Annotated in this window: 27 protein-coding genes and 1 pseudogene; 16 read left to right on the top strand and 12 right to left on the bottom strand. The window is 70.2% G+C overall.

Annotated elements, in window-relative coordinates; translation table 11 throughout:
• Positions 1-27: 27 nt before the first annotated feature.
• The 4 genes from FRAQA3DRAFT_RS01195 to FRAQA3DRAFT_RS01180 all read left to right on the top strand — a co-directional run bounded on the left by FRAQA3DRAFT_RS01195 (position 28) and on the right by FRAQA3DRAFT_RS01180 (position 3,640).
• Positions 28-876: an SAM-dependent methyltransferase gene (locus FRAQA3DRAFT_RS01195; protein WP_009399346.1), complete on the top strand. Its 849-nt coding sequence runs from the start codon at positions 28-30 to the stop codon at positions 874-876.
• Positions 877-948: 72 nt separating this feature from the next.
• Entirely contained in the window at positions 949-2,328 is a 1,380-nt protein-coding gene (locus FRAQA3DRAFT_RS01190; RefSeq protein WP_232291858.1) for a condensation domain-containing protein, read from the top strand.
• Positions 2,322-2,534, top strand: a complete 213-nt coding sequence (locus FRAQA3DRAFT_RS01185; RefSeq protein ID WP_009399341.1) for a hypothetical protein — start codon at positions 2,322-2,324, stop codon at positions 2,532-2,534. The genes FRAQA3DRAFT_RS01190 and FRAQA3DRAFT_RS01185 overlap by 7 nt, the downstream gene beginning before the upstream one ends.
• Positions 2,535-2,719: 185 nt before the next feature.
• Positions 2,720-3,640, top strand: coding sequence for an acyl-CoA thioesterase II (locus FRAQA3DRAFT_RS01180; RefSeq protein WP_009399339.1), 921 nt, complete (start codon positions 2,720-2,722; stop codon positions 3,638-3,640).
• A gap of 32 nt (positions 3,641-3,672) precedes the next feature.
• Here the strand turns inward: FRAQA3DRAFT_RS01180 and FRAQA3DRAFT_RS01175 are convergent, their stop codons facing one another.
• The gene (locus tag FRAQA3DRAFT_RS01175; protein WP_009399334.1) at positions 3,673-4,533 is read right to left on the bottom strand and encodes a mycofactocin-coupled SDR family oxidoreductase; all 861 of its coding nucleotides are present in this window, start codon (positions 4,531-4,533) and stop codon (positions 3,673-3,675) included.
• 148 nt (positions 4,534-4,681) lie between these two features.
• Between FRAQA3DRAFT_RS01175 and FRAQA3DRAFT_RS01170 the strand changes: the two genes are divergently transcribed.
• A complete protein-coding gene (locus tag FRAQA3DRAFT_RS01170) occupies positions 4,682-5,485 on the top strand; it encodes an enoyl-CoA hydratase-related protein (protein WP_009399332.1) in 804 nt (267 codons plus the stop codon).
• A gap of 56 nt (positions 5,486-5,541) precedes the next feature.
• Here the strand turns inward: FRAQA3DRAFT_RS01170 and FRAQA3DRAFT_RS01165 are convergent, their stop codons facing one another.
• Positions 5,542-6,318, bottom strand: coding sequence for an SDR family NAD(P)-dependent oxidoreductase (locus FRAQA3DRAFT_RS01165; protein WP_009399331.1), 777 nt, complete (start codon positions 6,316-6,318; stop codon positions 5,542-5,544).
• Between the two features lie 38 nt (positions 6,319-6,356).
• A complete protein-coding gene (locus FRAQA3DRAFT_RS01160; protein ID WP_009399330.1) occupies positions 6,357-7,271 on the bottom strand; it encodes an enoyl-CoA hydratase-related protein in 915 nt (304 codons plus the stop codon).
• 160 nt (positions 7,272-7,431) lie between these two features.
• On the opposite strand from FRAQA3DRAFT_RS01160, the gene FRAQA3DRAFT_RS35655 reads away from it, so the two are divergent.
• Positions 7,432-7,569: a hypothetical protein gene (locus FRAQA3DRAFT_RS35655; protein WP_009399329.1), complete on the top strand. Its 138-nt coding sequence runs from the start codon at positions 7,432-7,434 to the stop codon at positions 7,567-7,569.
• 67 nt (positions 7,570-7,636) lie between these two features.
• Here the strand turns inward: FRAQA3DRAFT_RS35655 and FRAQA3DRAFT_RS01155 are convergent, their stop codons facing one another.
• Positions 7,637-8,230: a TetR/AcrR family transcriptional regulator gene (locus tag FRAQA3DRAFT_RS01155; RefSeq protein WP_009399328.1), complete on the bottom strand. Its 594-nt coding sequence runs from the start codon at positions 8,228-8,230 to the stop codon at positions 7,637-7,639.
• 112 nt (positions 8,231-8,342) lie between these two features.
• On the opposite strand from FRAQA3DRAFT_RS01155, the gene FRAQA3DRAFT_RS01150 reads away from it, so the two are divergent.
• Entirely contained in the window at positions 8,343-9,101 is a 759-nt protein-coding gene (locus FRAQA3DRAFT_RS01150; protein WP_009399327.1) for an SDR family NAD(P)-dependent oxidoreductase, read from the top strand.
• 282 nt (positions 9,102-9,383) lie between these two features.
• On the opposite strand, the gene FRAQA3DRAFT_RS01145 is transcribed toward FRAQA3DRAFT_RS01150, so the two are convergent.
• A complete protein-coding gene (locus tag FRAQA3DRAFT_RS01145) occupies positions 9,384-9,632 on the bottom strand; it encodes a hypothetical protein (protein ID WP_009399325.1) in 249 nt (82 codons plus the stop codon).
• A 1,145-nt stretch (positions 9,633-10,777) separates the two neighbouring features.
• Between FRAQA3DRAFT_RS01145 and FRAQA3DRAFT_RS01140 the strand changes: the two genes are divergently transcribed.
• The 3 genes from FRAQA3DRAFT_RS01140 to FRAQA3DRAFT_RS01130 all read left to right on the top strand — a co-directional run bounded on the left by FRAQA3DRAFT_RS01140 (position 10,778) and on the right by FRAQA3DRAFT_RS01130 (position 13,028).
• The gene (locus FRAQA3DRAFT_RS01140; RefSeq protein ID WP_009399323.1) at positions 10,778-11,359 is read left to right on the top strand and encodes an ABATE domain-containing protein; all 582 of its coding nucleotides are present in this window, start codon (positions 10,778-10,780) and stop codon (positions 11,357-11,359) included.
• A 67-nt stretch (positions 11,360-11,426) separates the two neighbouring features.
• Positions 11,427-11,906 (top strand): cupin domain-containing protein, encoded by a 480-nt coding sequence (locus FRAQA3DRAFT_RS01135; protein ID WP_009399321.1) that lies wholly within the window; start codon positions 11,427-11,429, stop codon positions 11,904-11,906.
• Positions 11,907-12,074: 168 nt separating this feature from the next.
• Positions 12,075-13,028, top strand: coding sequence for a hypothetical protein (locus FRAQA3DRAFT_RS01130; protein ID WP_009399319.1), 954 nt, complete (start codon positions 12,075-12,077; stop codon positions 13,026-13,028).
• 65 nt (positions 13,029-13,093) lie between these two features.
• On the opposite strand, the gene FRAQA3DRAFT_RS01125 is transcribed toward FRAQA3DRAFT_RS01130, so the two are convergent.
• On the bottom strand, positions 13,094-14,326 hold the full coding sequence (locus FRAQA3DRAFT_RS01125; RefSeq protein ID WP_009399317.1) for a cytochrome P450: 1,233 nt from the start codon (positions 14,324-14,326) through the stop codon (positions 13,094-13,096).
• Positions 14,327-14,950: 624 nt separating this feature from the next.
• Between FRAQA3DRAFT_RS01125 and FRAQA3DRAFT_RS01120 the strand changes: the two genes are divergently transcribed.
• Positions 14,951-16,504 carry an HNH endonuclease signature motif containing protein gene (locus FRAQA3DRAFT_RS01120; protein WP_009399315.1) on the top strand — a complete coding sequence of 518 codons (1,554 nt, stop codon included), beginning with the start codon at positions 14,951-14,953 and terminating at the stop codon, positions 16,502-16,504.
• Between the two features lie 60 nt (positions 16,505-16,564).
• Here the strand turns inward: FRAQA3DRAFT_RS01120 and FRAQA3DRAFT_RS38325 are convergent.
• Positions 16,565-16,978: pseudogene (locus tag FRAQA3DRAFT_RS38325) on the bottom strand (ATP-binding cassette domain-containing protein); the annotation flags it as partial.
• 35 nt (positions 16,979-17,013) lie between these two features.
• Here FRAQA3DRAFT_RS38325 and FRAQA3DRAFT_RS01115 point away from each other — a divergent pair.
• The 5 genes from FRAQA3DRAFT_RS01115 (at position 17,014) to FRAQA3DRAFT_RS01100 (ending at position 19,534) form a co-directional block, all read left to right on the top strand.
• A complete protein-coding gene (locus FRAQA3DRAFT_RS01115) occupies positions 17,014-17,748 on the top strand; it encodes a hypothetical protein (RefSeq protein WP_009399313.1) in 735 nt (244 codons plus the stop codon).
• Entirely contained in the window at positions 17,745-17,900 is a 156-nt protein-coding gene (locus FRAQA3DRAFT_RS34415; protein ID WP_009399311.1) for a hypothetical protein, read from the top strand. Before FRAQA3DRAFT_RS01115 ends, FRAQA3DRAFT_RS34415 begins: the two co-directional genes overlap by 4 nt.
• A gap of 73 nt (positions 17,901-17,973) precedes the next feature.
• Positions 17,974-18,207, top strand: coding sequence for a hypothetical protein (locus FRAQA3DRAFT_RS01110; RefSeq protein WP_009399310.1), 234 nt, complete (start codon positions 17,974-17,976; stop codon positions 18,205-18,207).
• A gap of 153 nt (positions 18,208-18,360) precedes the next feature.
• Complete coding sequence (locus FRAQA3DRAFT_RS34410) at positions 18,361-19,131, top strand: helix-turn-helix domain-containing protein (RefSeq protein ID WP_035920417.1); 771 nt, start codon at positions 18,361-18,363, stop codon at positions 19,129-19,131.
• A 58-nt stretch (positions 19,132-19,189) separates the two neighbouring features.
• On the top strand, positions 19,190-19,534 hold the full coding sequence (locus tag FRAQA3DRAFT_RS01100) for a hypothetical protein (RefSeq protein ID WP_157466991.1): 345 nt from the start codon (positions 19,190-19,192) through the stop codon (positions 19,532-19,534).
• On the opposite strand, the gene FRAQA3DRAFT_RS01095 is transcribed toward FRAQA3DRAFT_RS01100, so the two are convergent.
• From FRAQA3DRAFT_RS01095 to FRAQA3DRAFT_RS01080, 5 genes are all read right to left on the bottom strand, one after another.
• Positions 19,531-19,806: a hypothetical protein gene (locus FRAQA3DRAFT_RS01095; protein ID WP_009399304.1), complete on the bottom strand. Its 276-nt coding sequence runs from the start codon at positions 19,804-19,806 to the stop codon at positions 19,531-19,533. The two genes, FRAQA3DRAFT_RS01100 and FRAQA3DRAFT_RS01095, sit on opposite strands and share 4 nt — an antisense overlap.
• Positions 19,803-20,042 (bottom strand): hypothetical protein, encoded by a 240-nt coding sequence (locus FRAQA3DRAFT_RS01090; RefSeq protein WP_009399302.1) that lies wholly within the window; start codon positions 20,040-20,042, stop codon positions 19,803-19,805. Before FRAQA3DRAFT_RS01090 ends, FRAQA3DRAFT_RS01095 begins: the two co-directional genes overlap by 4 nt.
• A gap of 1,673 nt (positions 20,043-21,715) precedes the next feature.
• Complete coding sequence (locus FRAQA3DRAFT_RS34405; protein WP_009399301.1) at positions 21,716-22,507, bottom strand: hypothetical protein; 792 nt, start codon at positions 22,505-22,507, stop codon at positions 21,716-21,718.
• A 185-nt stretch (positions 22,508-22,692) separates the two neighbouring features.
• Complete coding sequence (locus FRAQA3DRAFT_RS34400) at positions 22,693-22,953, bottom strand: hypothetical protein (RefSeq protein ID WP_157466985.1); 261 nt, start codon at positions 22,951-22,953, stop codon at positions 22,693-22,695.
• A gap of 14 nt (positions 22,954-22,967) precedes the next feature.
• Positions 22,968-24,155, bottom strand: coding sequence for a phage major capsid protein (locus tag FRAQA3DRAFT_RS01080; RefSeq protein ID WP_009399300.1), 1,188 nt, complete (start codon positions 24,153-24,155; stop codon positions 22,968-22,970).
• Positions 24,156-24,376: the final 221 nt, after the last annotated feature.

Raw genomic sequence — 24,376 nt, 5'->3', positions numbered from 1 at the left:
ACTGCCGCGGACGAGTATCGGAGACCCATGACGCAAGGCGACGCCCACCCGCATCCGTTGGCGCAGGCGAGCAGCAAGCCGCCTGCCGGCTGGGCCCCCGTGGACATCGACGTCTCCACGCCCAGCATCGCCCGGGTCTACGACGCGATTCTCGGCGGGAAGGACAACTTCCCGGCTGATCGGGTCGTGGCCGACCAGTTCATGCAGTTCGTCCCCGGTGGGCGGGAGGCAGCGCAGTACAACCGGGCACTGCTCAACCGGGGGGTGCGGTACCTGGCGGAGCAGGGCGTCCGGCAGTTCATCGACCTCGGTTCGGGTCTGCCGACCGTCAGCAACACCCACCAGGCGGCGCAGAGCGTCGCGCCCGACGCGCGCGTGGTGTACGTCGACAACGATCCCATCGTGCTCGCGCACGGCCGGGCGCTGCTCGCCGAGAACCGCAACACCACCGTGATCACCGCCGACTTCCGGCACCCTGAGGAGATCCTCGCCCACCCGGACCTGCGCGCGCTGATCGATCTCGACCAGCCGGTCGGCCTGGTCCTGTTCGGCGTCGTCCACCACATCAACGACGACGAGGACCCCGCCGGCATCGTCCGGCGCTACCGGGACGCCCTGGCCGCCGGCAGCTACCTCTTCCTGACCCACTTCGTCGCGCATGGCGAGCAGACGACCGAGCTGGAGAAGATGCTGCTGGCCGACCTCGGTACCGGACGGTTCCGGACTCTCGCGGAGATCGGCGAGTACTTCGACGGCCTCGACCTCGTCGAGCCCGGTCTCGTCTACAACCCGTTGTGGCGGCCGCAGGAGCCGGTCCCCGAGCCGCTGACCCTCACCGAAAAGCTGGTCGCCGGGGGTCTGGCCCGCAAGGCCTGACCACGCGGCCGCGCCAGCCGCCACGGCCCCGCGCACCGGAAGGCCGTCCCGCCCCCCGACCACGTATATCGTGTGCTGACTAATTCGGGGGGCTGGGGGCCGGTGCACGTGGAGGTGGAGAGCCAGGGTGGTTCGCCGGCACCCGCGCCCGATCGGGTGCTCACGTCCAGCGAGCAGATCCTGGCCGCCTCCGATCGGACCAGCGCACCGCTGACCTGCGGATTGTTCGTGCAGACCGGGGGCGCGTTGGAAGTGACGCGACTGCGGCTCGCGGTGCGCAGGGCGATCGGCCGGCATCCCATGATGCGGGCGAGCCTCTACGGGGCACGTCAGTATGCGTGGCGGTTCGCCGCGCTGCCGTCCTCAGATCCGGTCGGGCAGATCGGCGACGGCAGCGACGGCTGGCACGTCCACGAGACGATGATGTCGTCCCCCTTCGATCTGCGTGCCCACCCGCCGCTGCGTATCGCGTTGGTGCAGCGACCGGACGGCGACCAGCTCTCCGTCGTCGCGCATCACCTCGCGGTCGACGGCATGAGTCTCGCCGCCGTCGTGTCCGAGATCTTCGCCGAGTACCGGGTGACCGACGCCTCCACGACCGCGACCGCGGACCGGTCCGGCGGCGGTCGCGTCGGGCTGCCCGCCGGTGTGCCGTCGGCCCCGAGATCGGCCGGCCATGGCTGGACCGCGTTCACGCACCGCTCCGGCCGACACATCACTCCCCTGGACGCGAGCCGGACCGCCGGCTACGGCTACCACCCGATGACCCTGCCGGTGCCGGATCGGCGCGTGACACTGCCCGGCGGACGTCGGCTGACCGTCAACGACCTGCTGGTCGCGGCGGCCCATCTCACCATCGACCGGTGGAACCGGCAGCGCGGCGGGGAGGCCGGGACACTGCGGGTCAGGATGCCGATCAGCCTGGGGACGATGCCCGGCGCGAGTGGCAACAACACCGGCCAGGTGCTGATCGTCAGTGAACCGGCGGACCGGGCGGACCTGATCAGGCTGGCCGGCCGGATCGTCGACCAGACCGAGCGCGCGAAGCAGGCGGCGGCCGTGCCCGTCATAGCGGGAGTCGCCGGCAGGGTCGGCACGGCCGCCACTGGACGAATTCCCGGGCCCTGGCGAGGCTCACTGCTGCGGTTGGGGGTGCGGACGGCGCGCCCGCTCATCACCCCCGCCGCCGCCGTCAGCAACCTCGGCCCGCTCGCCGGCATCGCCTCCGACAGCCCAACGATCTCCTCGGTCTACTTCACCGGCACCGCCGGCATGCCCCAGGGACTCTTCATCGGCGCGACCAGGTACGGCACCGGTCTCCACCTCGCGTTCGGGTACCACCGGCACCTCTTCGGCCGCGCCGCCGCCGCGGCCTTCGCCCAGATCTTCCGGACGGCTTTTGATGAGCTGGCCGGTATCGGGCATGAAACGCGGCAAGGGAGAAGATGTTGAGGCCCGGTGAGACGGCAAAGGGGTTCATCGAGCCCGACGAGCAGCTTCGCCAGGAGATGGCGGGCAACAGGAGCACCCTCACCCAGCTCCTCCGCGAGGAGGTGCGCACCGCACGAGGGATCACACGAATCCGCGCCACCTTCGAACTGACGCTCTTCGAGCTTCTCACCAAGCCGCGGTTCATGCGACGGAGCGCGAGCTGGTAGGACGTCTCACCAGCGGGTGCCGTATCCGGCGAGTCGCCCGCCGGATACTCGCAACGGTCCGGGATGCGCACGGTGCGCTGTGCGCTCGGTCACCGCGCCCGGCACCGGCGGCGCCTGCTCGGTTTGGATGAATCTGCATCACCTTTGGCTGCGTGGCCTGACGGCTGGGAGAGGGCGGGCACGACGTGGCAGAGCTTTCGGACACGATCACCGTCGCCACCCACGGTGGCGGTGAGCATGAGCCGGCCGCGGCGGACGCGGGCGCACCGCGCTACGAGCCGGACTGGGTGCGGACCCTGTTCACCCTCCCCGACCTGCTGCGGGTGCTCGACCTGACGCCGGCGCTGCCCACGACGGCGGCCCGATGCGTCCCGAGCGGGCACGGGGGCGTCCTCGGCGCCCAGCAGCTCGGTCAGCAGGTCGTCCTCGCCGAGCGGCTGGCGCCCGGCAAGCGGCTGCACACCCTGCACACGCTGTTCCTGCGCGGCGGCCGCGCCGACCTGCCGCTGGAGATCGACGTGGAGCGGCTCGCCGGGGGTCGGTCGGTGGAGTCGTTCGCCCTGTCCCTGCGCCAGGGCGGCGACCAGCTCAGCCGGGCGCAGGTGATGCTCGCCGGGGGCGAGCCCGACTACCACCGGTTCGACTCCCCCGCCGCGGACGTCGGGCGGCCGGCCGACGCCGAACCCGTCCGCCGCGCGCTGCTGCCCTGGGAGGCGGCGATCATGCCGCGGAGGGCGCCGCGCCAGCTCGACCTCTGGACCCGCATCGCCGACGCCCCGGACGACCCGACCATGTGGCGGGCCCTGGTAGCGCACACGGTGGAGACGCTCGCGATCGGTGACGGCATGCTCAACGGCGGGATTGCACTGCCACCCCGCGCCGAGCTGCAGGCGGTGGTCCTCGCGCAGACCGTCACCTACCTGGACGACCTCGACGTCCGCGACTGGCATCTCTACCGGGTCCAGACGCCGCAGGCGGCCCGCGGGCGGATCCTCGGCCGAGGCGAGCTCTACGGCACCGACGGCGGGCTGCGGGCGGTCTTCGAGACCGTCAACCTCGTGCGGCCCGCCCGAACCCGGCCCAGCCCGGCGATCCAGGCCGGCTAGGCGGGGCGGCCGGGCGAGGGCGGGCAGGCGGGTCAGTAGCGGCGGTTGGTGTTGCCCTGGTCGACGGGCAGGACGACGCCGCTGATCCAGCGGGCCTCGTCGCTGGACAGGAACACCACGGCCTGGGAGATGTCCTCGGGTTCGAGCCACGGCCGGCCCATCGGCATCGACGCGGCGAAGCCCTCCCGGCAGTCGTCCACCGTCGGGTTCGGCAGGTCCGGGCGGAACAGGTGGAACTGCTGGGTGTTGGCGGTGACCATCGGGGTGTTCACGGTGCCGGGCGCGATGACGTTCACCCGGATCTGGCGGTGCGCCACCTCGTTCGCCAGCGACATCGCCATTCCGATCACGCCGTTCTTCGTGGTGACGTAGTCGGACAGGTTCGGGACGCGGTTGAGCGCCGCGCCCGAGCTGATCACGATGATCGAGCCGCCCTTGCGCCCGGCGAGCAGGTGCGGAACGGACGCGGCGAGGGTGTGGAAGACGCCGGTGAGGTTGATCCCGATCACGTCGTCCCACTGCTCCGGCGGGATCTCCCACAGCCGGCGCGCGGGCGGGGAGATCCCGGCGCTCGCCACGACGATGTCCAGGCCGCCGAGTTCGCGTACGCCGGTGGCGAGCAGGTCGGCGAGCGCCGCCCGGTCACGCACGTCGCCCACGCGGGCGATGATCCGCCGGCCGGTCTTCTCGACCAGGGCGACGGTCTCGGCGAGCTCGTCGGCGGTGCCCAGCGGGTAGCCCATCGTCGCGACGTCGGCGGCCCGGTCGATGCCGATGATGTCCGCGCCCTCGCGGGCGAGCGCGACCGCGTGGGAGCGGCCCTGCCCGCGGGCGATCCCGGTGATGAAGGCGACCTTGCCGGCGAGGCGTCCCGTGCCGACGGGCGCCGTCATCGCGCCGCTCCCGTTAAGGCCGTCGCCGCGCGTCGCATCGTCATGATGTCCTCCCGCTTGCGTTGTCACCGGGCCGTTCACGTCGCACGCGACCCTCCGATAGTCATATCGTTTATCTATTCGCCCGTCACCCGAAGGAGCCCCGGCGGTGGAAGAACCCAAGTTCGTCCGGGTCGAGATCGCTGACCGCATCGCCACGGTCACCCTCGCCCGCCCCCCGCGCAATGCGCTGAGCGCGCCGATGATGCGCGAGATCGGGCAGGTGTTCACCGAGCTCGGCCGGGGGGATGAGGCCGCCGTCGCGATCCTCGCCTCGGACTTCGAGCGCATCTTCTGCGCCGGCGCCGACATCACCGAGTCGGAACGCCGTTACACCCGCCGGGAGCTGCTGCCCGAGGAGAGCCTGACCGACCTGATCGATCCCGGCTCCGTCGTGCGCGGCTGCCTCGCCGGCATCCGCGACGGCGGCCTGCCGGTCGTCGCGGCGGTCGGCGGCGCGTGCGTCGGCGCCGGGGCCGCCCTGGTCGGCTGCTGCGACCTGGTGGTCCTCGCCGAGGAGGCGTTCTTCTCCCTGCCGGAGATCGACGTGGGCGTCCTCGGTGGCACCCGGCACGTGCAGCGTCTCGTCGGCCCGATGAAGACCCGCGAGATGGCGCTGACGGGCCGGCGCGTGCCCGCGGCCGAGTTCTACCGGCTCGGCGCCGCCGCCGCGCTGGTGCCCCGCGCGGAGCTCGCCGCCACGGCGCGCGCCCTGGCCGCGCAGATCGCGGCGAAGAGCCCGCTGGCGCTGCGGCTGTCCAAGGAGTCGATGAACCGGGTCGAGGACCTGCCCCTCGACGAGGGGTACCGGCTGGAGCAGGACTACACCGCGCGGGTCAGCCGCCTCGACGACGCCGGGGAGGCGCGCCGCGCCTACCTGGAGAAGCGCGAGCCTCGCTGGGCGTGGCGCTGAGGTAGTGCTCCCGTCCGGCGGCACCGCGAAGATCGGCGGCGCCGCCGGACGAACGGTCAGGCGACGTGCCAGCCGGTGTCGGCGGCGATCTTGGCGGCGTTGACGAGCACGGCGGCGTCCGAGCACAGCCAGACGACGACCTCGGCGATCTCCTCGGGGCGGCTGAGCCGGCGGATCGGCTGGGCCTGTTCCATCCCCCGCAGCTGCTCCGGCGTCAGGTACTGGCGGGCCCGCTCGACGATGCCGGTGTCCACGTTGCCGGGCGCCACGGCGTTGACCCGGATGTTGCGCCGGGCGTACTGCAGGGCGGCGGCCGTGGTCAGGCCCACCACGCCGTGCTTGCTGGCCGTGTACCCGATGTCGGCGACGTTGCCCTTGTAGGTGGACTCCGACGCCACGTTGACGATGGCCCCGCCGCCGCGCTCCAGCATCCGCGGGATCTCGTACTTCAGGCACAGGAAGACGCTGGTCAGGTTGGTGCGCAGGATCCGCTCCCAGAGCTGTTCCGGGTAGCTGACGACCGGGTCCTGGGATTCGACGATGCCGGCGTTGTTGTGGGCGTAGTCCAGCCCCCCGTACGTGGCAACAGTGAGGTCGACCATGTCCCGCACGGCGTCCGGCTCACCGACGTCGGCGTGGACGAACGTCGCCTCCCCGCCCGCGGCCCGGATCAGCTCGACCGTCTCCGCGCCGGTGTCCGGGTTGATGTCGGCGACGACCACGGCCGCGCCGCACTCGGCGAACCGCCGGGCCGACGCCCGCCCCATCCCGTAGCCGCCGCCGGTGACCAGAGCGACCTTGCCTGTCATGTCGATGTGCACCGTGGCCGTCATCGGCGGTCTCCTTCTGCGATGGTCGGGGCCCGCGATGATCAGGACCGGCCCACGGCGCCGGACGGGTCGAAGTCCAGCTCGGGCAGGGTGGCGCCGGTGATCGCGGCCGGGTCGAGGTCGTCGGCGAGCGGGGGGAACGACGCGGGACGCTTCTCCAGGAAGCTGTCGATGCCCTCGCGGAAGTCCGGGCCGACGGCGGCGGCGGCCATCGCCCGGTAGGTGCGGCCGAGCGCCGCGTCGAGCTCGCCGGCGCTGTCGGTGCGCAGCTGGTGGCGGATCAGCGCCAGCGACACCGGCGAGCAGTTCGCCGCGATGTCCGCGGCGTAGGCGCGCGCGGCGGGCAGGAGCTCCGCGGGATCCACCACCCGGGTGACGACGCCGAGCTCGCGGGCCTCGTCGGCGTCGAACACCCGCGACGACAGCAGCAGGTCCGCCGCCCGCTCCTGGCCGATGAGGCGGGGCAGCAGCCAGGTGATGCCGAACTCGCCGGCCAGCCCGCGGCGGGCGAAGGCGGTGGTGAACCGGGCACCGCGGGCAGCGAAGCGCACGTCGCACAGCAGGGCCTGGACCAGGCCCATGCCGGCGCAGGCCCCGTTGACGGCGGCGATCATCGGTTTGCGCACCGACCAGGCCCGCACCGGCGAGCGGCGGCCGGTGGTGTCCATCGGCTTGCCCGCGATCTGGCCGAGCCGGCCGGTGTCGACCCCTGGGCAGAACGTGGTGCCCGCGCCGGTGACGATCAGCACGCGGATCGCCGGGTCGCGGTCGGCCTGCGCGAGGACGTCGAAGTACCGGTTCTCCATCTCGGGGTTCCAGCCGTTGCGCCGCTCCGGCCGGTTCAGCGTCACCACCCCGACGCCGTCAGTACCCACGTCGAGGAGCACCGGCCCCTCGGCCACCACCGGCCGGTCCGCCGCCGCCTCGCCCGCGGTCGTCGTCGATTCCGTCGTCACCGCCGCCTCCCACCTGTAGCTGTCGCGCCACCTGTAGCTGTCGCGCGAGGGCCAGCATTTCCCGTCGACGGGCACAGTGTCGAGCGATGCGCCAAATTCATTAGATGCTTTAGCGACCGGTGATCGGCCGGCGGGGCACCCGACCGGCCCGCCCCCGCTGGTGGGCGAGACGCATGTCTGCGCCGACTGCGGTTTCTCCTACCCGACGCGCACCATGGAGGGAGTCCTGGCGGAGATCGCGACGCTGCCGGCGCAGGTGGCGCAGGCCGTCACCGCCGCCGGCCCCCACGCCGGCTGAGGGCACGCCCGCTGAGGGCACGCCCACTGAAGGCCCTGCTCGGTGCGGGCGGGGGGACGGCTCCGGGTCAGGGACGGCGCAGCCCCTCGATGGCGACGTCGAGGGCCGCCTCGAGATGGGTGGTGCGGCCGGTGGACAGCAGCATGAGCACGCCGCCCTGGATGCCGGCGATCAGCGCCGCGGCCTGCCGCTCGGCGTCCAGCAGCGGGGAGATCTCGCCCGCCCGCGCCATCGCGCGGATGCCGGTGGCGATCTGCGCCTGCCACTGGTTCATCAGCTCCGTGACGACCGCCTGAGCGCCGGGGGTGCTCCGCCCGAGCTGCGACACCAGCACGCTCAGCGGGCAGTGCCGCCCCTGCTCGCGATAGCGGGCGACGACCTTGTCCCGCCACGCGAGCCACGCCGGCCACGAGGTGAGCTCGCCGAGCTGGGGCTGCTGGTCGGCGAGGACGCGATCGGCCTCGAAGCGGGCCACAGCCAGCAGCAGCTCCTCCTTGCCGGTCGGGAAGTAGTGGAAAAGCTGGCTCTTGCTGGTGCCGGTGCGGGCCCGGACGTCGTCCAGCGTGGTCACCATGACCCCGCGCGCACGGATCTCGGCCGCCGCCCCCTCGATGATCCGTTGCCGGGTCGCGCTGCCCTTCGACGTCAGCCTGGTCGGCACGGCCGCCCCCTCCTGCCGCCTGTTTCTGGACTTGCGGGTCCAATTTATCCCAGGCAGATTAGGCCGCGCACGCGACCTTCAGCGGTCGAGAAACCACTACCGGAAGGACCCCATGTCGACCACATCCCTGGATGGACGCAGCGCCCTCGTCACCGGCTCGACCGACGGCATCGGTGCCGCGATCGCGGCCGAGCTCGCCGCGGCCGGCGCCCACGTGGTGGTCAGCGGTCGTGACACCGGGCGCGGCGCCGAGGTCACCCGTGCGATCAGCGCGGCCGGCGGGCGGGCCTCGTTCGTCCCCGCCGACCTCGCCGCCGGTGCGCCTGCCGTGCGGGCGCTGGCCGACGCCGCCCGCGACGCCGTCGGCGGCGTGCCGGACATCCTCGTCAACAATGCGGCGATGATCATCGCGCCGAAACCCACGGCGGAGGTGGACGAGGCGTTCATCACCGCCGCGCTCACCATCAACGTCACGGCGACGTTCCTGCTCACCGGCGTCATTGCACCTGCCATGGCGGCCCGCGGCAGCGGAGCCATCATCAACATCGGCTCCATCAATGGCCTGATCGGGATGGGCGGGTCGGCCCTGTACAGCGCGACGAAGGCGGCCGTGCACTCGCTGACGAAGTCGTGGGCCGACGAGTACGGTCCGGCAGGCGTCCGGGTGAACACCATCGCGCCCGGCCCCACGCTGACCCGCCGCGTCGAGCAGTTCGCCGACCACCTCGCGCCCCTGATCGCACGGATTCCATCGCGGCGGCCAAGCAAGCCCGCGGAGATCGGCCGGGCGGTCGTGTTCCTCGCCGGTGACGACGCCGCCAACATCCACGGGGCAACACTGAGCGTCGACGGCGGCTTCTCAGCCGTCTGACGGCATGAACGCCAGGGCTCGCGTCCGCCATCGCGCCCGCGATGACGTTGATTCCGAGAATGAAAAAGCCTCCGCGGCGGAAAAAATCCACGGAGGCTTTGTGATGCCGCGAGTCCCGGATAGCAACCGGCCGCGTTAGCGGCATGCACCCGGGTCGACCGCGGCCGTGGGCTCCGTCTTCGTGCGGGCTTCGTCAGGGCCAGCCGATCGGGGATGGAGCCGATCGAGCACCGGACCGAACCGAGGGACGGAGAGAGAGGTCAGGCTTGACGGTGGGCCTTCTCAGGCGGAGCGGAACGACCCCGCGTCGGCGTGCTCGCGCGACGACCCCCCGCGGCGCTGCGCCGGAACGGCGAGGGAAGTCCGAACGTCCTCGTCGCGGGCGAGAATCGCCACCATCTCCTGGCGGGCGGACGGCGAGAGCTCGGGGTCGGAAAGCAGCATCGCCAGTTCGCGACGCTGGGCCCGCTCAGCGCGGTGGGAGGTGAGCGTCGTCCGCAGGGAGGACACAACGGAATTCTGAGTACGCATGAAGAACTCCTTGAAGTTATCACCACGGGAGGGTGGGCCACTGTCACCCTCCGGCCTCCATTGTGCGCCCGCCCCGCCACTTTCGACAGCGCCGTCGACGTGATCTGGACTGCAGTCGGCACTTCCGTCCAACCGATATGACCCAGCCCACAGTAAGGGCGCCCACAATCGCCGTGATTCGTAACACCGGTCACACCCATTGAGGCAGGGACAATGTATCCGCGTCGCGCGGGTCACAATTTTCTCTCGGCGGAGCCGATCGGCATCGCACCAGCCGGCCATTCGACTCGTAGCCCAGGTCACATTCCCCCACGCCGGAGCAACCTTGCGACAGGGAATAGCGTCAGGTCCTCTTGACCGCAAGCAGCCATCCGGACGCCTGGCGGTCGCCTGCACCCTCTGCAGACGCGCCGCCGGCCCGTCCCTGCACCTTCTACCGTGACGGCTAAACCCGGTCACACCATGGATGCGCTGGATGCGCTGGATGCGCTGGATGCGCTGGATGCGCTGGATGCGCTGGATGTGCTGGATGTGCGAGGGTGAGCGCGTCGGCGAGCCATCGGCGCTGCGTCGCGGTGAGGACCGGCAGCGCCGCTGCCAGGTCGAACTCGTCCTTCGGCCGCGGTGACGCCGCCTTGTAGAGCAGCTGCACCTCGGGAGCGAGATGGGGAACACCGTCCGGGGTGACGTTTCCCAGCGCTGCGACCGGACGGCGGACACGAGGGTCACGCCGGCATTCCCGGTAACCGCCCCGGGCTTCTTCCAGCATCACCTGGATCCGCCACGGCCGGTCCGGCCCGGGTCGGCACCAGATGTCCGTGCACTCGGTCCCAAGGGCCATCGCTCATCACCCGACGATCTTCCACTCCAGGTATGCGTCGACGGCGCCGAGAACCGCATCCGCTCAGCAGTCGCGGCGCACACGGATGCGACGCGGTGGGGGCCGCGGGGCGCGGGGCGTCACCGAGAGGGGGCGACACGAGATCAACCAGTGACGCCTTCCGCGACGATCAGCCCACGCCTCCATAGACTCTCGTGCTAACGTCCCCGTGCATTGGGGTTCGTCAACCCATGATGGGGTGACGGAGGCGGTGGGTAGCGCCGCAGCGATCCCCGCACACAGCGTTACCCGAGGAGGTCGTCCGATGCGCGAGTCCGGCACGATGACCGAGTTCGACCGGGGGGCGGGCAGTCTCTGTCTCGACTTCGTCGCGACCGTGCGCGACTGGCCGGGGCGTCACGTCGAGCTGCTCGCCACCCCGGCGGAGCTGACCGGCTGGTTCGAGGAACAGGGTCTGCCGGCCGCGGCCGGCGGCCTCACCGAGCCGGACCTGCTCGCCGCGCGTGCCCTGCGGGGGGCGGTGAACGAGACCACCCGCGGCCTGATCGTCAGCCGGCCGCCCACCCCCGAGGACATCCGACTGATCAACACGGCGGGCCGGCGTCCCACCCCGGTGTTCCTGCTCGGCCCGGGGGGCCGGACACGGACCCCGGTCCCGGAGCCCGACGCGGCCGCCGCACTGTCCGTCATCGCCCGCGACGCGATCAACCTCCTCGCCGGGCCGGATCTCAGTCGTGTCCGGACCTGCGACAGCGACGGCTGCGCGACGCTGTTCCTCGACCGTTCCCCGTCCGGGCGACGGCGCTGGTGCTCGATGCGCCGATGCGGGGGCAGGGCGGCCGCGGCGAACTACCGACGCCGGCGCGCCGCGCGCTCCCAGCCCTGACCGTCGACGCCCTGACCGTCGGCGCCCTGACCGTCGCCCCCGAACCGACTCTCTCCTGGAGGTCCTCATGTCCACGCCGCCCGCGGACGGCTTCCACCAGCGGCTGCATCAGGTCACGCCCGCCGGCCTGTCCACCCGGACCTCGCAGACCACCGGGATGAGCCGGGTCGAGGCGCTGTCCGGCAAGACCGTGGGGTCCGTCGATCTGTGGATGGGGCAGACCCACGTCGCCGCGGCGACCGCCTCCGCGAACCATCATCACGGCCGCTCGGAGACGGGCATCTACGTCGTGTCCGGCCACCCGAGCTTCGTCTTCCTGGAGCACGAGGAGGAGATCCGCCTCGACACGAACCCGGGCGACTACATCTACGTGCCGCCGTGGGTGCCGCACCGGGAGGAGAACCCGGACCCCGACGAGGAGGCCGTCGTCGTCATCGCCCGGACCACCCAGGAGGCGATCGTCGTGAACCTCCCCGACCTGCGCTGGGTCGGGCCCGTCGCAACCGGCAACGTCGGCCCCGCCCGCCGGAAGTGGCACACCTACTGATCCCCACCCGGCGCGGCCGGTTGATGCGGCTTCGCGGCCTCGCGGCTCGCCTGACACCTCGACAACGATTGCGTGTCGGTTGGGCGAAACCTCTCCGCCAGGACGGTCCGACCCGGTTTGCTGTGACAACGACGGCCCATCCGGGCCATCCGGACGGGGGCGGGCGACATGACGGTGAGACGGTTCCGGGACGTGGTCCGCGCCGCGATGGCCGGCGGGTGGCGGCGGGTCTCGCTGCTGGTGGCGGGGCTGCTCGCGCTCGTCGTCACGCAGCCGGGCACGGCGCGGGCCGCGGACACCGTCGAGTTCGCCGGAAACGCCGGCCGGGGCAACGGCGTCGCCGTGCCGTTCGAGGGGTTCACCGACCGGCGCGGCGGCCCCGTCCCGATCGGCGGCGCGGTCGGCGTCGACCTGGTGCTCGGCTCGACCGCCCGGCCCTACCTGCCCTGCCAGCACTACGACCCGCGGACCCGGACCGGGGACACGTTCGTCAACGCCTGCCAGGAACGGGGCAGCTACGCCACCTACACCCGGTTCCCGGCCGGCGGCGGGCTGGTCTTCCCGAACGGCTACTTCATGGGCAACGTCCAGCCCGACCTGGTCCGGGGCGGCGGCCTGCCGACCGGCTGGGGGTCGCGCGCGGCCGGACTGTCGTTCGAGTTCTACCCGGAGCTGCGCCGCGACGGCGACTACGTCCACTCCCGGTTCTACCTCGACCGCTTCACCCACCGGGCCAACGGCTGGGCCTACTCCGCCGCCGTCGGCCGGATCGCGCTGACCACGCTCGCCGACCCGGGGACCGCCCGCATCGGCGGCCGGATGACGGTCGGCGGCCGGGCGCCCGCCCCGGGCCGGGCGAAGGTCGTGATCTTCGGCGGGGCGGCCCGCTCGTCGACGGGCTATCCGATCTCCTCGTTCGCCGTCCACACCGGCAGCGGGGCGCCCACCTGGCTCTCCAGCCCGCTCTACGCCGGAAACCAGCGGATCACCGTCACCGACACCGCGACCCACCGCAGTTGCGTCCTGGACCGCTACGGCGTGCGCGGACCGAACAACGTCGTCGACTTCGACCTGGCCGCCCCGGGCTTCGGCCACCCGGACAGCGTCTGCACCTCCTCCTGACCCTGGCCCCCTGCCCCCTTGCCCCCGGCCCCTTGCCCCCGGCCGCCGTCCCCGCCAGGCGCGGCTCACCAGGTGACCGGCAGCGACCGCAGCCCGTACACCACGGTGTGCGGGCGGAACTCGACCTGCTCGTACGGCACGGCCAGCGCGAGCCCCGGGAACCGGCGCAGCAGCGCCGGCAGGCCGATGCGCAGCTCCATCCGGGCCAGCGGCGCGCCGAGGCAGTGGTGCAGCCCGAAGCCGAACGCGACGTGGCCGATGGCACCGCGGGTGATGTCGAGGCGGTCGGGATCGTCGAGGAACGCCGGGTCGCGGTTGGCGGCCGGCAGCGACAGCAGAACGTGCTCGCCCTTCGCGATCGTGCGCCCCGCGATCGTCACGTCGTCCCGCGCCGTACGCGGCGCACCGGCGTGCACGATCGACAGCCAGCGCAGCAGTTCCTCGACGGCCGGGCCGACCCGGGCCGGGTCGTCGCGCACCGCGGCGAGCTGGTCGGGATGGCGCAGCAGGGCCAGCGTCCCGAGCGCGAGCATGTTCGCCGTGGTCTCGTGCCCGGCGATGAGCAGCAGGGTGGCGATGCCGACGAGTTCGGCGGTGCTCAGCTCGTCGCCGTGCTCACGTACCAGCATGCCGAGCATGTCCTCGCCGGGCGCGTGGCGGGCCCGCGCGACGAGGTGGGCCATGTACTCCCGGTTCTGGCGGATCACGGCGAGCCGTTCGGCGACGGGCAGCGACGCGTCGAGCTGGCGGCGGGTCCGCCCCTGGAACTGCGCGCGGTCGGCGTACGGCACGCCGAGCAGCTCGCAGATCACCAGGGACGGCACCGGCAGGGCGAAGGTGGACACCAGGTCCGCCGGGCGCCCGGCGCGCTCGGTGTCGTCGAGGGCGCCCTCGACGATGTCGACGATGCGGGGTTCCAGCCGGCGCATCCGGTGGCCGGTGAACTCCGGCGTCAGCATCCGGCGCAGCCGGATGTGGTCGGGCGGGTCGTAGGCGAGCAGGTTCCCGGCGCGCAGGTCCGCCAGCCGCTCCCCGTGCGGGCCGTGCTCGGTGTGCGGGCCGTGCTCGGCGGCGGCCGCGGCCGCGGAGCCGAGGATGCCCGTCTCGGCGTTGCTGAACCGGGACGCGTGGGCCAGCACCGCGCGGACGTCATCGTACCGGCTCACCAGCTCGGCGGACAGCCCGAACGGGGTCACCACCGGGCAGCCGCCGCCGGACTCCCGGGAGCGAACGATCTCCGGGTCGGGATCGAACCGCACCCGCCGCATGTAGAGCGGCGTCGCCCGCTGATCGGTCATGGTGATCACCCCCCGCCGAGCCTCGCCATTACCAGCACTACCCCTCGTGCTCGGAACAGAACCATCCGCACCTGCCGGGGGGCGGCGACGGATGTGCGAGGCGGTGCGCAACTCCATCGCGGACTGGGCCAAAGACGCCCGCGTGGCGACGGATTGGCTCCAGACACATCACCCACGGAGGCGAAACGTCTGCTTCGACCGGAGCCGGGCGGGCCGACGACGACGACCGCGAGGAATTCGCCTTCAAGGGAAGCGGATTCAAAGGCACGCGTGACGCGCTCGTTCAGTTCACCCGTCCCAACGCGCTCTTCCTCTTGGTGGGAGCGACCCCCGACGATCCGCAGCTCTCAACGCTGGCGACACAGGCCGGAGATCGGCCCGGACGCCGGGGCCCGGTTCCGCGGAACACCGTGATCGTTGGGGTGGGGTCGGGGTGGGGTCGGGTTGGGATGAGGTGGGGTTGGCGTGGAGCGGGAAAAGTGTCGGTGGTGGGTGGGAGCATGCCGGGGTCCGATGATCCACGACACCCCTGGCCCGGTGATCATGATGGTTGGTTCTGCGGCAACTCCGATGGCTGTGTCTGCGGCTGGTCCGGTTTCCAAGGCGTCCCTGTGGGAGGGGGAGATGGAGACCGGTGCGTTGACCGAGGTGGAGGCGTCGATCTGCCGGTGGGCGGGGCGGATCGCGGCGGCGACGTGTGGCTGGCTGATGCTGCTGGCTGATTTCGACCGGCGGGAAGGCTGGTCCGGGATCGGGATGCGGTCGTGTGCCCACTGGCTGTCGTGGCGGTGCGGGATCGGGCTGCGGACGGCCCGGCAGTATCTGGCGACCGCGCACGCCTTGGAGCAGTTGCCCGCGATCCGGGCGGCGTTCGCCGCGGGCACCCTGTCGTATGCCAAGGTCCGTGCGGTGACCCGGGTCGCGGAGTCCTCCACCGAGCAGGTGTGGTTGACCCATGCCCGGTACTGCACCGCGGGACAGTTGGAACGGCTTGTCCGCACCTACCGGCAGGTGACAGGAGACCGGTCTGGTCGGCGGGCGGCGCGGCGGCTGTCGTGGCGCTACGACGACGACGGGATGCTGCACCTGAGCGCGGTCCTGCCCGCGCAGGACGCCGCCCGGCTGGTCGCGGCGTTGGACGCCGCCCGGGCCAGCCTCGACACCACGACACCCCCCGACCAGTCCGACCAGTCCGACCAGTCCGACCCTGAGGCAGAGGAGATGCCTGCCGATGGGGAGGCCGTGGCGGTTCCGCGGGACCGTCAGGGTGACGCCGACGCGCTGATCGCGCTGGCCGACGGGTTCCTCGACCGGCCGGCACCCGGGCTGATGAACCCCAACCACACCCTCACCGTGCACCTCGACACCGCCGCCCTCCCACTCCCCACCGGCCCCACCACCGCCGGCACTGAAGCGACCGCCGGCACTGAAGCGACCGCCGGCACTGAAGCGACCGCCGGCACTGAAGCGACCGCCGCCACCGATGCCGGTGGGGCTGGGCAGGCGGTGGTGGACGATCACGGCCAGGGGCCGGCAGCGCAGGAGACGCCGGAGACGCCGGACACCAGCCCGGTGCGTCAGGCGGGGCTGCCGCACCCTGGAGCCGGGGGGTGGGCGCAGACCGCCTCCGGGATCGGCCTGCCCCGGCCGGTGGTGGACCGGCTCGGCTGCGACGGGCTGATCCGCATCCTGCTCACCGACCTGCACGGCAACCCGCTGAACCTGGGCCGGCGCCGCCGCCTCCCCACCCCCCGGCTACGGGAAGCCGTCTACACCCGGGACCGCGGAGTCTGCCGCTACCCCGGCTGCGACCACACCCGCTGGCTCCAGATCCACCACCTCCATCCCTGGAGCGACGGCGGTGACACCGACATCGACCAGCTCCTGCTGCTCTGCTCCGCCCACCACCATGCCGTCCACGACAACAACATCCAGCTGACCAGAACTCCCGACGGAACGGTCCTCGCCCGCACCCCCGACGGCCGCACCCTCACCCCCACCCCGCCCCTCGCTCCAGGCCCCGACCCCACCACCGCCCTCGCCCACACCACCAGCCACATCAACCCGACCGCCATCCACACCCCCGACGGCGGCCCGTTCAGCCTCCACGAGTCCATCCACGCCATCCTCCACAGCCGGACCCCCGAGAATCCGCCCCCACACCACCAGGCCGCGTAGTACCAGACACACACCAACCACCTCGCGGAACCGGGCGGTGTAGGGGCTCCCGGCAGGTCATCACTGGGTGGCGTCGAGGGCGTCACCGCGGTGGGTTCCGGCCGGATCGGCGTCGGACCGATCCGTGTCGACGTACTGGCTGGCCTGGAGGGTGAACAGTTCGCGGTAGATGCCGGGCCGGGACATCAGCTCGGTGTGGTTGCCCTGGTCGGCGACCAGGCCGCCGTCGAGGACGTAGATGCGGTCGGCGGTGCGGACGCTGGCGAGGCGGTGGGTGATGAGCAGGACGGTGCGGTCCCGGCCCAGCTCGCGGATGAGGGTGAACAGGGTCTGTTCGGCGCGGGCGTCGAGGGCGGCGGACGGCTCGTCGGCGATGAGGAACGGGGCGTCCCGGTAGACCGCCCGCGCGCAGGCGATCCGCTGCCACTGGCCGCCGGACAGGTCGTGGCCGGAGTTGTACTGGCGGGCCAGCGAGATGGGGTGCCTTTAGAAGCTAAGGAGCGCCCTAGATGCCCACTACTACCCGACCCCTCACCCCCGCCATGCACCGGGGTCTGACCTACCTCGCCAGCAAGGGCGGCCGCATCCACCACCTGGACACCACCGTCCGCGCCAACACCGTCACGGCGCTCATGGCGCGCAACCTGGTCACACAGACCGTGGCCCGCGGCACCACGCTGTACTACGTCCTGACGGCCGCCGGGTGGGCCGCGCTCGCAGCCGCCTACGGGGTGCAGGTGCGACCGGAACAGGACACCCCCGACCGGAACGCCGCGGTGCTCACCCGCGACGACACGGCCGCCCTGGCCATCATCGCCGATGGTGGCGTCATGAACCCTGCCGCACACGGCATTGCGCAGGCCACGATGGATCGCCTGTGCCGGCGCGGTCTGATCCACACGGTTTGCGGGGTCTCCCGGATCACGCCCGCCGGTGATCGTGCGCTAGGCGCGGACACCAGCATCCCCGTCCGGCCGTCGTCGGTCCGGATCTTCTTCGCCTACGACCTGCCGCCAGCGGCGGCAGCACCATGGATAGCCCCTGACGGGGCCGTGTGGTGCCCCGTCGGCCGCGAACTCGCCGAACGGCTACTTGTCAAAGCTGGCGTCGGTATGGGCTGGATACCGGCGATCGTGAGCGTCCGCGACGTGCCCATGGTGATCAGGATGCACGTCCGGATCACCCTTGAGGAGAAGATCACGACCCCGTCGCGGCATCCGCTTCGAGCGATGGCAGCGGCATGACCGGCAGCCGACGTCGGGGTGCCTCGGCGGCGCCACGAGCCCGGAGGGTCCTCATAGCCATCGACCTGGTGACGTACTGCCTGGTCGTGGCGATCACCGCAGTGCTCGCGGCGATCCTCATCGGACTGATCGCTACCGGGGGCGGAGAGTGAACCGAGCGATCTCCTTGGTCGGTCTGTTCCTGGTCGGGTTCGTCGTCGGGTTCGCCCTGGTGGGATGGGCGGCATGAACATCGTCGATAGCGAGCCGCCCTACTGGGCGCTGACGTCCAAGGAGCACGACGGCCGGCTGTACTGGTCGCTGCACTACGACCCTGTAGAGGTTGATGACGAGCTGCGCATCGCGCTGCTGTCCCTCATGCCGCAGGGCAGCGAGCCGGACACGCCCACGCCCGCCCCGTCGGCGGTGTTCGGGTTCCCCAATGAGCACGTGATCACGTACGTCCGCAGCCTGGCCTAGCCCCACCCCCGAACACGAAGACGGGCCCGGCCCGGTGTTAGCGCACCGGGTCGGGCCCTGTGATCCGAACACCTGCCATCAACAGGAGTCCGAAACGTGAATCCGAGTATCCCACGTGGCGCCGTACGCGCCCTATTCACCTACTGCCGCACCGTGCCGCTGGCACCGTCGACCGGCGTATCCGTCCGCGCTACGCGCGCCGTCCTGGTCGCCCTCGTCGCCTACATCGATGCCGGATCATGGTCCGGGGCCTTCCCGAGCCTGCCCACCCTGGCCGGTCGTGCGGAGTGCTCGGTGCGGACCGCGCGCCGTGCGCTGCGCGCCCTGGAAGCGGCCGGCGTACTCGTCACCGAGCTGGGCGGGGGGCGACGGTCGAACCGATACCGACTCGTGCGGCCGGTGGCCGTCGAGGATGAAGCGCCCGACGCTGCCCCATCCGCGGCCGGGCAGCCCGGCCAGGATGACCGACGACCCCGTAGATCTACCTCGCTTCTTCGCTCCGCTCAGAAGCGGCGTGCGGCCGCGCCAAGATCGAAGACCGAAAAGCGCACCCGAATCACCGAGATCCCCGATGACCTTCGCCCCCTGGCCGATGCTCTGGTCTCCCGCGGCCTGCGCGCCGCCTTCGGGCTGACCGTCGAGCAGGTCGCCAACGTCCGCCAGGCCGTAGCTCAGCATGGCGTGACGGCGCTCGTCACCGCGGCCTACCGGGCGTGGCGCCGTGACGATCCGGCCCGCTGGTGGTCGGCATGGTTGGGCTTGTGGACGGGTCTTCCTTCCGTGCCCGTAAAGGCCCCTGAGAGCCACGCTGAGCCAAGATCTTCCATTTCTGGTGTGCCAGTACCCGGAAAGTCGAGTACGTGGGATGAAGCGGCGGCGTGCCTGCGGGCCCGACTCGCCACCCTCCCGAAGATCGCCTACTAGGGGGGTGGGGATCATGATCCGGTTGACTCCCACCCAACGCGCAGCCGTGATGATCCGGTTGGCCTATGAAGCCGGACGGGGCGGTCCGCCGGTATCCCGGGCGGACCTGATCGACAGGATGTTCCCCACCCCGGATCCGCCCCCGGACATCCCCGCGACCGGCATCAACATCCGCCAGGCGGACGAGGGCGGGGGCTCCGATCCGGCCCCCGCCCCACCCCCGGACCTGCCGGCGGATTCGCGAACCCGCCCGGGGGACGTCGAGATCACCTTTGCCGCCGCTGCCGAACGTCTCGGCGTCACGGTGGCGACCGTGAAGCGGTACGCCCGGCCGTCGTCCGGCCGGTTGGTCAGGATGGGTGACGGGGTCTCCTCGGCGTCTGTCGAGGATTTGGCCGCTTAGGGGACATCGTCGCCGCGGTCGGGGTTGGTAGAGACCGGCTTCCGTTTCGGCGGGAGCCGGTCTACCACGTCGGCGAGGATCTCGGCCGGACTCCGGCCGCCGAGAGAATCCTCGGAGCCCCCGGGACGGAACCACCGGACCCGCGCCGCGTGAGGTACAGCCTCGCGTAGCTGTCTCGCCAGGGCCACAGGATCGTAATCCAAGGTGCGGTCGTCGATGGTGATCTGCACCGGCGGTCGGTCAGGGTTGAGATGATCTACGAGGATGATCATTCGGATGCCTCGTCCTGCGGGACGTCGCCATCATGTGGGTCGGACTCACCCTGAAAGATCAGCATTGCGGCGCCAACGTGCGTCAGCGTCTCGACCAGTGGGACATCGGCCGGTAGATAGCGGGCAAGGGCCGCCGTCAGCGCCGACGCGGTCACTCCCTGGTCGATAACCGCCGTGTGCCGGCCGCTGATCCGGGAGTAGTGGACCGAGATGCCCGGCATTGCCGGGAGCTCCACCGGCCGTGGCTCCTGTAGCGGCACGTCATCTGTAGCCCCGGTTGTGGTCGTCCTAGCTTTGGCCATGTCGTCTCCCTCCCGCCCCGTCGGGGCGTACTCGCACGTCCCGGAAACGCTAGCGGGTATATGGATGGACGTACAGAGTGACCATCCATGATGGTCACTCACTTCTAGCGTCCTGCATGTGGCATCAGACGGCGTCGGCCTGGGCGATCTGGTCGACATCGCCGATCTACGGGTGCTACTCGGCAGGGGATCGAAGCGGGGCGAACCGGTCGCCCCGAGCTATGCGCACACGATCAGCCGTGACCAGACGTTCCCGAAGCCTGCGATCCTGCACCCGCCATCCGGACGACCGCGCGTCCGCCTTTGGCGCCGTCGCGACGTCGAAGCGTGGATGGATCAGTACCGTCCCGGATGGCGGGACAGGCCGGCGGGCGGGTCGTAGACGTCGTCAGGAACTCACAGGTCGGGAAGAGCGCGCCCCGCGTAGGCGGGGGGGCATGTGCGGCATGCCGCACAAAGATCGCCTTACCTGTCTTCCCCGCGCAGGCGGGGGCGGACAGTTGATCTCCCGGACCAATGGGTCCTAGAGATCGTGGATCAATGTCAACCATGGTAGACAAAGATCCTTTCATCTCGCCTACGTCGTCGCGTGCGCGGTGGGGGGTGGTGGGGGGTTGGTCATCACTGGTGTGGGTCCGCGGACCCACACCAGTCTCGATCTTGCCGTTAGCGAGATCGCGCCCCCGGTCGAGCTGTTCTCGCTGCCGATCCTTGGCCTCGGCCTCCCTGCCGGAACCGGTCGGGCGCCCACCCTTCGTGCCCTTACCCTTGGAGGTTTCAATCCCTTGAAACCTCAGATCGTCGCCGATCGTCTGGACCGACACCCCGAACGTGTCCGCTAGCCACTGCTGCGTGATCGCGCCCTGCGCCATCGAGCGCGGCCACCCCGGAACGACAAAACGCCCCACCCGGCGCGCGAGCCGGATGGGGCGAGGTAGATCAGGTCGTCACGGTCTGCGTGCATTGACTGACAAAAGGGCGATTTCCCTTACGCCCCAGGGGTTATTGGGCGCCCCGAAGGGCTCACGGGATCTTGAGGAAAAAAGACTGGACATGGGGTCACTAAGAGTGACCAGCCAAAAAAACGATCACCCCGGGATGACCGCATATCGCTACCTGTCTTCGATTCTGGCGACACGACGACTCGATCCGACGCGTTCATACCCGGTCGACGATGTCGCTCGTCTGCGTGCCCTACAGGGGCAGCAAGGGCCCATCGCGTCGAGGTGCTGTGGACCGATGACCGTGTCCGTGGTGGTGAACGCCGGCCCGAAGCGGCGTCGAGGTTGGGTGACCTAGCCCGTCACTCTGGCTGTCGGCATGGTGGTGTGCCCGCGGACCTGAGCTTCGCCTTCGCCCTGGTGCCCGCGTACGTCTTCCCGTCCGTGCCCGTGATCTTGGGTGGTGGGGCGTCAGGTGAGGAAAATTCCTCACCTGACCGCAGATCGTTCACGGCGGTCTTCTGATCAACCCCCATCGCTGCGGCAATGGCGCGCGTACTCATACCCGCGGCGCGCGGGCAACCACCCCCGGGGAATGGGGGGTGGGTAGGCGGGGGTGGGGTACCGGGGGGTGGATACCCGGGGGGCTACAGGCTGTCGGGTAGGTCAGGCAGCCATGAGGTACCCGTACTCGCGGTCGTCCTCAAACCGCCACTCCTCTTCGTCGGTCATTGGCCACGACTCGATCTCGACATCCGCACGTAGGCGGAGACAGAGGGGGATCATCCGGCCTATGAGTTCATCCACCCGCGGCAGGATCACACCGGCCCTGACCGTGTGGAGATGGTGACCGTAGAGGAGATGGGCCAGGGCGAGATGGTCTCTCGCCTCAACCAACTCCCGGATGTACGTATGCATCGGCGGGTTGTCATCCCACGCGGCGAGGGCGCCCGCCAGGATGTTGCCGTTTCGCGCACGGAACCCCACCGGGTTCGTGCGGTGCCGCTCTAGGCGAGTATTCGTTGCCGAACTGACAGGACCTGTCACCGCGAACGGTGTCACCCGTTTCCTAGTGGGCCGGGGGTCAAGGTCGTGACGATGGTCCAGGTAAAAGGAATCGTCGTCGAATGTCAGTAGCGGATGGTCGCGGCGAGCAATCCCCTTGAGCCTGTCAATGTCGGGCCGGTGGAGGTAAAAGTGGTTCACATGATAGTGGACCTTCTGTGTGCCCTTGTCCTGTTGCGGAATCTCTGGCTGGCTCTCTCGGCGCTCACGACTCCGTGCCGCCGCGCACTGCTTGCACGTCTTGCGATATCCGAGACGGGCGCGCGAGTCTTTTACCATCTCGCCTATGTATTTGATTTGCCCACACGTGGTGCATGGCGAGGTGTAACCCTCGTAATAGATTCCCTTAGTCATACCATCTTCGATGGCGATGCGAAACTCTAGGTCATTCATGCAAGACGTTCTCTTTCCTTTTCGATCAGGGTTCAGGGATGGTGGGGCGGCACGGCGCCGGCCGTGCCCACGGGAAAGGAAGAAACCGCGAGCACTCCGAACGCCGGACGAGTTCCCTAGGCTCGCCATGGATACCGCCCCACCAAGCTTGCGGGCCCGCTATCTAGCGGGTCTCACTGCGGTCCCTAGCGAGTTTCACCCGGCGCGCGGGTAGCCGATTCAACGGCACGCCAGCTCGTAGCCGCCGCACGATCCGGGCGGCTGACGTCGCCTGGGAAGACGTCGCTGAAAAGCTCAGGTCGGGCGAGGACCAGCACGTGATCGGCGCTAAAAGCCTCATTCCGATGAATCCTGTAGGTCCCGAATTCGTATCGCCCAACCGCGCCATCCTTGGCGAACACGATTCGCTGCTCTTCGGTGCCCTTGCTCTTGCGTGCAATAGCCATGGTCAGATCCCCGATCACTTGTTCCGCAGGAGGCGCAGGCCCTGGGCGTTGCCCGCCAGGGCTCCGCCGAACCGGCGCATAAAGAAGTACCCACGCTGGCCGGTGGGCCGGTTAGTGGAAGCGTCGATCACGTGCGGAATGTAGTCGGCGACCACACCCACATGTTCCGCCACGATGTACTGATCAAAGTCGCCGAGGATGAGCAGACCGTCCGTCGTGCTGCCAGACGGAAACGCCGGAAGGTGATCGTCGGTCAGGTAGGGGCGACCGAAAAGGCTCCCTCGACGGTCCGCACCAACGTGAAGGTTGAAGTTCGGATCGGTCGCGGCTAGCCTCCCGACCTTGTTCTGAGTCGACGTCGAGGACAGGAACGCGGACGCCTGCGACTCGCGAGCCCAGTCGGGAAGCGCGTCGAATGCCCCGTAGACGTCGTCGGCCAAAATCTGGGCGCTGGTTGCCACCGGGATAGACAAAGGGTCGACAGAAGCCGCCAGGGCCGTCAGAAGGCCCGTCGGTTCGTTCGTACCCGATCCGGTCACAAGCTTGTCCGCGAGCATCTGCCGGTAGGCGCGGTCAACCAGCCCGGTCAGCTCCGACGCGAACCCGGCCCAATCGTCCATCTCGACCGAAGCGGCGACGAAGGCGTCAGCGCGGTGGACTGGCACGGTAGGGCCATGCAACGTCGGGGAGTCATCACCCGATGCCGAACCTTCGGACGCGAACCCGACGGTAAGATCGGTAGCGACCCCGCGCCAAATCTGTTGAGTGGTCTGCACCTTCCGGGCGAGGTCGTAGACGGGCGACGGCGAGCCCTGGGCATACCCGGTCACCGCGCTGTCCAAGAGAGCCGGAAGCAAAGTGCCAACCGAACCAAGATTCAACGACCGCCGGACGGCGTTCACCTTCGCCAACGCGGCTTCCTGCCGCGGGGTGAGTACGGTAAGCGGACGCCACGTGTCCGGGGTGAGCTGCCGCTTGACGATCTCGTGATATTCGTCGGTTTCGGTCGCGACGATGTAGCGGGCCACGTCCGCGCCGCGCAGATGCTCCGTATCCGTGTCGATCATCTTGACGACATGTTCACGCTGGCGGCTTGTCAGATGCCTCGCCGCGCGGCTGCGATCCTCAAGCGACCTGTAAACCCGGGTGCGAACCTCGCTGTCGGGCAGAGCGAAAAGGCTGCGATCTTCGTAAAACGACATGGGTTTATTCCTTTGTGAGTGGTGTGTTTGATTTCCGGGCGCGTGCGAATAGCGCCGCGGGGTAGTACGGGTGGGACTCAGGCCGCGGTGGGCCTGCGACAGCCAGAGCAGCACACAACGATCATTGCCACCGGGCCGAACAGGAGAACCGACTCGGAATTCTCTGTCCGCGTCGAGCAATGATCACAGCGCGACCTTAGACGGGGTGCATGAACAGTGTC

The organism is Frankia sp. QA3 (assembly GCF_000262465.1).
Classification (GTDB): Bacteria; Actinomycetota; Actinomycetes; order Frankiales; family Frankiaceae; genus Frankia.
This window is presented reverse-complemented; position numbering and strand designations above follow the sequence as displayed.

Coding starts and splice junctions, on each gene's coding strand:
- FRAQA3DRAFT_RS01195 (WP_009399346.1), top strand. CDS start 28: ATGACGCAAGGCGACGCCCACCCGCATCCGTTGGCGCAGGCGAGCAGC.
- FRAQA3DRAFT_RS01185 (WP_009399341.1), top strand. CDS start 2,322: ATGTTGAGGCCCGGTGAGACGGCAAAGGGGTTCATCGAGCCCGACGAG.
- FRAQA3DRAFT_RS01175 (WP_009399334.1), bottom strand. CDS start 4,533: ATGACGGCGCCCGTCGGCACGGGACGCCTCGCCGGCAAGGTCGCCTTC.
- FRAQA3DRAFT_RS01165 (WP_009399331.1), bottom strand. CDS start 6,318: ATGACGGCCACGGTGCACATCGACATGACAGGCAAGGTCGCTCTGGTC.
- FRAQA3DRAFT_RS01150 (WP_009399327.1), top strand. CDS start 8,343: ATGTCGACCACATCCCTGGATGGACGCAGCGCCCTCGTCACCGGCTCG.
- FRAQA3DRAFT_RS01145 (WP_009399325.1), bottom strand. CDS start 9,632: ATGCGTACTCAGAATTCCGTTGTGTCCTCCCTGCGGACGACGCTCACC.
- FRAQA3DRAFT_RS01140 (WP_009399323.1), top strand. CDS start 10,778: ATGCGCGAGTCCGGCACGATGACCGAGTTCGACCGGGGGGCGGGCAGT.
- FRAQA3DRAFT_RS01135 (WP_009399321.1), top strand. CDS start 11,427: ATGTCCACGCCGCCCGCGGACGGCTTCCACCAGCGGCTGCATCAGGTC.
- FRAQA3DRAFT_RS01130 (WP_009399319.1), top strand. CDS start 12,075: ATGACGGTGAGACGGTTCCGGGACGTGGTCCGCGCCGCGATGGCCGGC.
- FRAQA3DRAFT_RS01125 (WP_009399317.1), bottom strand. CDS start 14,326: ATGACCGATCAGCGGGCGACGCCGCTCTACATGCGGCGGGTGCGGTTC.
- FRAQA3DRAFT_RS01120 (WP_009399315.1), top strand. CDS start 14,951: ATGGAGACCGGTGCGTTGACCGAGGTGGAGGCGTCGATCTGCCGGTGG.
- FRAQA3DRAFT_RS01115 (WP_009399313.1), top strand. CDS start 17,014: ATGCCCACTACTACCCGACCCCTCACCCCCGCCATGCACCGGGGTCTG.
- FRAQA3DRAFT_RS34415 (WP_009399311.1), top strand. CDS start 17,745: ATGACCGGCAGCCGACGTCGGGGTGCCTCGGCGGCGCCACGAGCCCGG.
- FRAQA3DRAFT_RS01110 (WP_009399310.1), top strand. CDS start 17,974: ATGAACATCGTCGATAGCGAGCCGCCCTACTGGGCGCTGACGTCCAAG.
- FRAQA3DRAFT_RS01095 (WP_009399304.1), bottom strand. CDS start 19,806: ATGATCATCCTCGTAGATCATCTCAACCCTGACCGACCGCCGGTGCAG.
- FRAQA3DRAFT_RS34405 (WP_009399301.1), bottom strand. CDS start 22,507: ATGAATGACCTAGAGTTTCGCATCGCCATCGAAGATGGTATGACTAAG.
- FRAQA3DRAFT_RS34400 (WP_157466985.1), bottom strand. CDS start 22,953: ATGGCTATTGCACGCAAGAGCAAGGGCACCGAAGAGCAGCGAATCGTG.
- FRAQA3DRAFT_RS01080 (WP_009399300.1), bottom strand. CDS start 24,155: ATGTCGTTTTACGAAGATCGCAGCCTTTTCGCTCTGCCCGACAGCGAG.